Source organism: Streptomyces odonnellii (genome assembly GCF_000981895.1).
In the GTDB taxonomy this organism is placed as follows: Bacteria; Actinomycetota; Actinomycetes; order Streptomycetales; family Streptomycetaceae; genus Streptomyces; species Streptomyces odonnellii.
Genome location: NZ_LATD01000378.1, coordinates 1 through 7,187, shown reverse-complemented (window position 1 = coordinate 7,187; position 7,187 = coordinate 1). Strand labels below are relative to the sequence as shown.

At 69.8% G+C, this 7,187-nt stretch carries 7 protein-coding genes; 5 read left to right on the top strand and 2 right to left on the bottom strand.

Annotated elements, in window-relative coordinates; all coding sequences use genetic code 11:
• Positions 1-227: 227 nt before the first annotated feature.
• Positions 228-2,054 (bottom strand): acyl-CoA dehydrogenase, encoded by a 1,827-nt coding sequence (locus WH07_RS30310; RefSeq protein ID WP_046506995.1) that lies wholly within the window; start codon positions 2,052-2,054, stop codon positions 228-230.
• Between the two features lie 169 nt (positions 2,055-2,223).
• Here WH07_RS30310 and WH07_RS30305 point away from each other — a divergent pair, with 169 nt between their 5' ends.
• The 5 genes from WH07_RS30305 to WH07_RS30285 all read left to right on the top strand — a co-directional run bounded on the left by WH07_RS30305 (position 2,224) and on the right by WH07_RS30285 (position 5,972).
• On the top strand, positions 2,224-2,730 hold the full coding sequence (locus WH07_RS30305; protein WP_046506990.1) for an SseB family protein: 507 nt from the start codon (positions 2,224-2,226) through the stop codon (positions 2,728-2,730).
• Positions 2,731-2,964: 234 nt separating this feature from the next.
• A complete protein-coding gene (locus WH07_RS30300; RefSeq protein WP_046506988.1) occupies positions 2,965-3,918 on the top strand; it encodes a pirin family protein in 954 nt (317 codons plus the stop codon).
• 158 nt (positions 3,919-4,076) lie between these two features.
• Positions 4,077-4,457: a type II toxin-antitoxin system RelE/ParE family toxin gene (locus WH07_RS30295; protein ID WP_046506985.1), complete on the top strand. Its 381-nt coding sequence runs from the start codon at positions 4,077-4,079 to the stop codon at positions 4,455-4,457.
• A gap of 56 nt (positions 4,458-4,513) precedes the next feature.
• Complete coding sequence (locus WH07_RS30290) at positions 4,514-4,843, top strand: helix-turn-helix domain-containing protein (protein ID WP_046506981.1); 330 nt, start codon at positions 4,514-4,516, stop codon at positions 4,841-4,843.
• Positions 4,844-4,934: 91 nt separating this feature from the next.
• Positions 4,935-5,972: an AI-2E family transporter gene (locus WH07_RS30285; protein WP_046506978.1), complete on the top strand. Its 1,038-nt coding sequence runs from the start codon at positions 4,935-4,937 to the stop codon at positions 5,970-5,972.
• Between the two features lie 69 nt (positions 5,973-6,041).
• Here the strand turns inward: WH07_RS30285 and WH07_RS30280 are convergent.
• A partial coding sequence (locus tag WH07_RS30280; RefSeq protein ID WP_046506977.1) for an ATP-binding SpoIIE family protein phosphatase occupies positions 6,042-7,187 on the bottom strand: 1,146 nt, incomplete at its 5' end.

Sequence of the window (7,187 nt, the reverse complement as noted above, 5' to 3'; positions counted from 1 at the left end):
CAGCCGGGGAGGGCGGCGGGGGACGACCGGTGCGTGGCCGGCGGACGGCCGCCGCGCGGGTCCGCCGCCGCGCGGGTCCGGGTACGGCGATGGGGCACCTCTCGCGGAAAGGTGCCCCATCGCCGGCCCGCTGTGGCGGCAGCGGTGACCGTGATGCCGAGCGCCGGGCGGCGGTGTCCTCCGTACCGCCTCCCGTGCGGCGGTCGCGGTGCCGGGCCCGGCTCGGCTCAGAACGCGGCTTCGTCCAGCTCCATCAGTGAGCCGTCGACCGACTCGGCGAGCGCGCGCTGCGTCGAGACCTCCGGCAGGACGTTCGCCGCGAAGAACTTCGCCGCCGCGATCTTGCCCTGGTAGAACGCCACGTCCCGCGCGGTGGCCGTCTCCAGCTTCTCCGCGGCCACGGCGGCCCCGCGCAGCAGCAGATAGCCCACGACCACATCGCCCGAAGCCATCAGCAGCCGGGTCGTGTTGAGTCCGACCTTGTAGATGTTCCTGACGTCGTCGCCGGTGGCGGTGAGATCCGCCAGCATCCGGCCGACGATGGCCTCCAGGTCGGCGGCGGCCTTGGCGAGCGCGTCCCGGGCCGGCGCCAGCTCCGTACCGCCCGTGGCGACGGCCAGGAACTTCTTGATCTCCTCGGCCAGCGAGTTCAGCGCCTGGCCCTGGTCGCGGACGATCTTCCGGAAGAAGAAGTCCTGGCCCTGGATCGCGGTGGTGCCCTCGTAGAGGGTGTCGATCTTGGCGTCCCGGATGTACTGCTCGACCGGGTACTCCTGGAGGTAGCCGGAGCCGCCGAAGGTCTGGAGGGCCTGCGCGAGCTGTTCGTACGAGCGCTCCGAGCCGTAGCCCTTCACGATCGGCAGCAGCAGGTCGTTCAGCCCGTGCAGTTCCTTGGCGTTCTCGCCCCCGGCCTCCTTGACGGCGATCTCGTCCTGGACCGAGGCGGTGTACATGACCAGGGCGCGCATGCCCTCGGCGTACGCCTTCTGCGTCATCAGCGCCCGGCGCACATCGGGGTGGTGCGTGATGGTGACCTTGGGCGCGGCCTTGTCCATGAACTGCGCCAGATCCGGGCCCTGGACGCGCTCCTTGGCGTACTCCAGCGCGTTCAGATAGCCGGTGGACAGGGTGGCGATGGCCTTCGTGCCGACCATCATCCGGGCGAACTCGATGATCCGGAACATCTGCCGGATGCCCTCGTGCTTGTCGCCGATCAGCCAGCCCCTGGCGGGGTGGCGGTCGCCGAAGGTCAGCTCGCAGGTGTTGGAGGCCTTGAGGCCCATCTTGTGCTCGACGTTCGTGGCGTACACACCGTTGCGCTCGCCCAGCTCGCCGGTCTCCCAGTCGAACTCGTACTTCGGTACGAGGAAGAGCGACAGGCCCTTGGTGCCGGGGCCGGCGCCCTCGGGGCGGGCGAGGACGTAATGGAGGATGTTCTCCGACATGTCGTGCTCGCCGGAGGTGATGAAGCGCTTCACGCCCTCGATGTGCCAGGTGCCGTCCTCCTGCTCGACGGCCTTGGTGCGGCCCGCGCCCACATCGGAGCCGGCGTCGGGCTCGGTGAGGACCATGGTCGAGCCCCACTGCTTCTCGACGGCGATCGCGGCGGCCTTCTTCTGTGCCTCGTTGCCCTCCTCGAAGAGGATGCCGGCGAAGGCCGGGCCCGAGGCGTACATCCAGACGGCGGGGTTGGCGCCGAGGATCAGCTCCGCGTACGCCCAGATCAGGGAGCGGGGGGAGGTGGTGCCGCCGATCTCCTCGGGCAGGCCGAGGCGCCAGTACTCGGAGTCCATGTACGCCTGGTAGCTCTTCTTGAAGGCGGCGGGCACCGGTGCCGTGCCGGTCTCGGGGTCGAAGACCGGCGGGGTGCGGTCGGCTTCCGCGAACGACTCCGCCAGATCGTTCTCCGCGAGGCGTACGACCTCTTCGAGGATGCTCTTCGCGGTCTCGACGTCCATGTCCTCGAACGGTCCCGTGCCGTACAGCTTGTCGCGCCCGAGCACCTCGAAGAGGTTGAACTCGATGTCGCGGAGATTCGACTTGTAGTGCCCCATGGCGACGACTCCGTAGGTTCCGTAGGTGAGGAAAAGACCAGTAGGCGCGGGTACCAGTAAGTAGCTCCGATGATGCTACCCATGGGTAATAAGATGCAACCCCGATCCTGCCGGTGTGACGAGGGCGACGGGGCTCCCCGGGGCGGTATTCCTCAGTACTCTTGCGGTCATGTACGGCTACGACCAGACTCCGGGCGCTCAGCAGCAGTACGCGCACCCGCCGCAGCAGCCGCCACCGCAGCATCACCATCAGCAGATGGGCGGCGTCGGCGCGGGTGTTCCTGGGTACGGCGAACAGCCGCTGTATCCGGAACCGTCGCCTCCGTCGCTCGGTGACGCGGTACGGGCGTTCACGACGGGGTCGCTGTCGGCCGAGGACTTCCAGCAGATCTTCGCGACGTCGAAGGTGTACTGCCCGCGGGGGGACAATCCGGGGTTCCTGGCGCTGCACAACACGCAGCAGCCGGTGATCCCGATGTTCAGCACGCTGAAGGAGCTGCGGAGGTACGCGGGCAAGGAGTCGAAGTACTTCGTGATCACGGGCGCGGAGGTGATCGATCTGCTGCCGACGGGGTATGGGTTCGTGCTCGACATGGAGGGGGACCACCGGATGGTGTTCGACGCGAAGGCGGTCGAGCAGATGGTGGACTTCGCGATGAGGCGTATGTACGGCTGAGCCGTACGCCGTATGTACGGAGCCGTACGCGCGCCTGAGCCGTACGCGCGGCTGGTTGTTGAGTTTTCGTATTGAGTTTTCGCGGCCCGAGGCCCGTACCGGATTCGGTACGGGCCTCAGTCGTGTGCGGATCCGGGCGGGGAGTGCGGTCCGGGTGCGGGCGGGAATGAAGGGGGCCTTGCCGGATGTTCACCGTTCAACTAAATTGAGACGTGACAAACCGAGGAGGCTCTCATGCCCGCAGTGACCGTCGACAACCCGCTGACCCTGCCCAGGGTGGCGGCCCCGGCCGACGCCGTGGCCCGTCCCGTGCTCGCCGTCACGACCGCGCCCAGTGGATTCGAGGGCGAGGGTTTTCCGGTGCGGCGCGCGTTCGCGGGGATCGACTACAAGTACCTCGACCCGTTCATCATGATGGACCAGATGGGCGAGGTGGAGTACGCGCCGGGGGAGCCCAAGGGGACGCCCTGGCACCCCCACCGCGGCTTCGAGACCGTCACGTATCTGATCGACGGCACCTTCGTCCACCAGGACAGCAACGGTGGCGGCGGGACGATCCAGAACGGTGACACCCAGTGGATGACGGCGGGCTCGGGCCTGCTGCACATCGAGGCGCCGCCGGAGTCGCTGGTGATGTCGGGCGGGCTGTTCCACGGGCTCCAGCTCTGGGTGAACCTGCCGGCGTCCGACAAGATGATGGACCCGCGGTACCAGGACATCCGCGGCGGCCAGGTGCAGTTGCTGACCTCGCCGGACGGAGGCGCGCTGCTGCGGGTGATCGCGGGCGAGCTGGACGGGCACGAGGGTCCCGGCATCACGCACACCCCGATCACCATGATCCACGCGACGCTGCGGCCGGGGGCGGAGGTGACGCTGCCGTGGCGCGAGGACTTCAACGCGCTGGCGTACGTGCTGGCGGGGCGCGGTACGACGGGAGCCGAGCGGCGTCCGGTCCGCACCGGGCAGACGGCGGTGTTCGGCGCCGGCGGCACGCTGACGATACGGGCGGACGAGTCCCAGGACTCGCACACGCCGGACCTGGAGGTCGTGCTGCTGGGCGGGCGGCCGATACGTGAGCCGATGGCGCACTACGGGCCGTTCGTGATGAACAGCCAGGCGGAGCTCAAGCAGGCCTTCGACGACTTCCAGGCCGGCCGCCTGGGCACAATCCCGGTCCCGCACGTCTGACACCCCACGGCCCGAGCGCCTTCCCCGCGCTCACCCGCCATCGATGTGTGGGGGGACAGTGTCCCCCCACACCCCCGCCACGCCGACCTCCCTGGCGCGCGTCGGGGACGTGCCGGTATAACTTGCAGGACATAGCTCTTGCAAGGCATAATTTCCGTGTGAGCTGGGAAATCATCCTGTGTGAAGAAGTCCACGACTGGTATCTGGACCTCGCTGAGAAGGATCCCGAGTCCGCGCATCTGGTGGAACAGGCGATTGATCTGCTCGCCGAGAGTGGGCCGACGCTGGGTCGGCCCATGGTCGACCGGGTCGGCCGGTCCCGGCATCACAACATGAAGGAACTGCGGCCCGGCTCCGCCGGCAGTTCGGAGATTCGTATGCTGTTCGCCTTCGACCCCGAGCGGCAGGCACTGATCATGGTTGCCGGGGACAAGAACGGCACGTGGAACGGCTGGTACGACCGCAACATCCCGATCGCGGACGAACGGTTCGACCAGCACCTCGACGATCTGGACAATACCGGCGGCTCCGGCACCTGAGCCCCCGCCATCGGAGAACGACCGCATACGCGTGCGTCAGCTGGAGAGGACTGATCATGCACAACTGGAAGGACACCAAGGCCGAAGCCGCTGCCATCCACGAGGCGAACGGTACCCGGATCAGCGATGAGCGGAAGGCCGCGATCCGGGAGGGGATGGAGAGCCGGATCCGTGCCTACCGTCTCGCCGAGATCCGTGAGGAGCAAGCGCTGACGCAGACCGACGTCGCCAAGGCCATGGGCACGACCCAGTCCAACGTGTCCCGCTTCGAGCGGGGCGAGCTGGGACGCTCGGAACTGGCGACCATCGCCGCGTACGTCGAAGCCCTCGGCGGCACGCTCCGGCTGGTCGCCGATTTCGGTGACCGTCAGTTGCGCGTCGGCTGACCCTCGGCAGCTCCTGCCCACCCCGGCCGGCGTAGTCGGGGAGGACAGCCGTGGCCGGGCGTGGTCGGGTGGGAGGGTGACTGGGGGTTCTGTGACGTCCTTGCTGCCCGAGGGGGTCCGGCGGCTGGCCGCGTGGTGTGCGGTGGCGCTGGCCGTCTCCGGGGTCGGAGCCGTGGGCATCTGGCTGGCCATCACCTTCAAGACCGCCGTCACACCCGTAATGCTCGCCATCCTCGGTACCGCCCTGCTCGGCCCGTTCTTCCGGCGGCTCCTGGCCATGCGGCTCAACCGGTCGGTCGCCGCCGGGCTCACTTGTGTCGCCGTCGTGGCCGTCGTCGGCGGTGCCGGGTACATCGTGGTCAGCGCGCTCGTCGACAGCGGCGACCAGATCGTCTCCTCGCTCAAGCAGGCCGCCCAGGACCTCAGCAAGCACTTCGGCGCCGCGGGCACCTCGCTCGACGATGTCGCGGCCAACGCCAAGTCCCTGCTCGGCAAGTTCGCCGCCACCGCCGCCACCGGCGTGCTGACCGGGATCAGTGTCGTCGGCGAGCTGATCGCCACCGCCGTGCTCGCGCTGCTGCTGATGTTCTTCTTCCTGCGGGACTCGCACAAGGTCGCCGACTCGCTCAGGTCGTTCGCCCCGAGCGAGACCGGGGAGACCGTCGAGGCCATGGCGGGCCGCGCGTTCGAGGCCGTCGAGGGCTTTATGCGCGGCACCACCGTCATCGCCCTGATCGACGCCGTCTGCATCACCGTCGGCCTGCTGTTCCTCCAGGTGCCCGGCGCGGTCGGGCTGGGCGCGCTGGTCTTCGTCGGCGCGTACATCCCGTACCTCGGCGCCTTTCTCTCGGGTGCCGTCGCCGTGCTGGTCGCGCTCGCAGACCGCGGCTGGGTGACCGGGCTTTGGGCGCTGGGGGTGGTGCTCGCGGTGCAGGTGCTGGAGGGGCATGTGCTCCAGCCGATGATCCAGAGCCGTACGGTCCAGATGCACCCGGCCGTGGTGATACTGGCCATCACCGCGGGCGCCAGCGTCGCCGGGATCCTGGGCATGCTGCTCGCCGTACCGCTGACGGCCGCCGTGTTCGGCGTGGTCTCCGAGCTGCGCACCCGCTACGGCCCGGCGGCGTAGGCTTGGGGGCACGCCCGGCCCGGACCGCGCACGGCTCAGCCCTGGGCCGGACCCCGCCCCGCGCGCAGCTCAGCCGTCCGCCGTGTCCTCGGCCCCCCGCTCGTACAGCTCGAACCAGATCGACTTCCCGTCGCCCCGCGGGTCCACCCCCCACGCGTCCGCCAGCATCTCCATCAGCAGCAGCCCGCGCCCGCTGGACGCCAGCTCTCCGGGGCGCCTGCGGTGCGGCAGTTCGTCGCTGGTGTCCGCGACCTCGACCCGGAGCCGCCGCCACCCGGGCTCGCCGCTCGCCTCGGCCAGCAGCAGGGCGTCGTTGTCGGTGTGGACGAGTACGTTGGTGAGCATCTCGGAGACCATCAGCTCCGCCGAGTCGACCTGCTCGCCGTCCGCCCAGTCGTGCAGCAGATCGCGCACCTGCCGCCGTACCCCGGCGATGCGCTCCGGCTCGGCCTGCGCGATCGTCAGCGCCGTGCGCCGCGCGGTGCCGCCCGCCGTGAGTACGGGCGTACGGTCCCGGGAGAGCAGCAGCAGCGCTATGTCGTCCTCGCGCCGGTCCGCGAGCGGCCCGGTCGTGTAGTGCGAGGTCGGCCCGTGCACGGCCTGGACGAGCGCGTCGGCGAGCTTCTCCAGGGATTCGCCGCTGTACTCCTCCAGCACCGGCCGCAGCCGCGCCCAGCCCGACACCATGTCGTGCCCGCCGGTCTCGATCAGCCCGTCCGTGCACAGCATCAGCGTCTCGCCGGGCTCCAGGCCGAGCCGGGTCGTCGGATAGTCGGAGTCGGCCTCGATCCCGAGCGGCAGCCCGCCCGCGGTCGGCCGGACCACCGCCGTCCCGTCGGCCGCGCGGATCACCGGATCGGGATGACCTGCGCGGGCGATGTCGAGGGTGCCGGCCTCCGGGTCGACCTCCAGATAGAGGCAGGTCGCGAAGCGCGGACCGCCTGCGGAGTCTTCGTCGGAACCCATGGCCGCGCTGCCCGCCCCTGGACCCTGCGCGCTGCCCGCCCCCGGACCCTGGTAGTGCTGGAGCCCGGCCAGAAAGCGCGAGGCCCGCGACAGCACCGCGTCGGGCCTGTGCCCCTCCGAGGCGTACGCGCGCAGCGCGATCCGGAGCTGTCCCATCAGCCCGGCCGCCCGCACGTCATGCCCCTGGACATCCCCGATGACCAGCGCGAACCGTCCGCCGGTCCACTCCCCGCCGCCCCACTCCCCGGC

Coding starts and splice junctions, on each gene's coding strand:
- WH07_RS30300 (WP_046506988.1), top strand. CDS start 2,965: ATGCCCGCAGTGACCGTCGACAACCCGCTGACCCTGCCCAGGGTGGCG.
- WH07_RS30290 (WP_046506981.1), top strand. CDS start 4,514: ATGCACAACTGGAAGGACACCAAGGCCGAAGCCGCTGCCATCCACGAG.
- WH07_RS30305 (WP_046506990.1), top strand. CDS start 2,224: ATGTACGGCTACGACCAGACTCCGGGCGCTCAGCAGCAGTACGCGCAC.
- WH07_RS30310 (WP_046506995.1), bottom strand. CDS start 2,054: ATGGGGCACTACAAGTCGAATCTCCGCGACATCGAGTTCAACCTCTTC.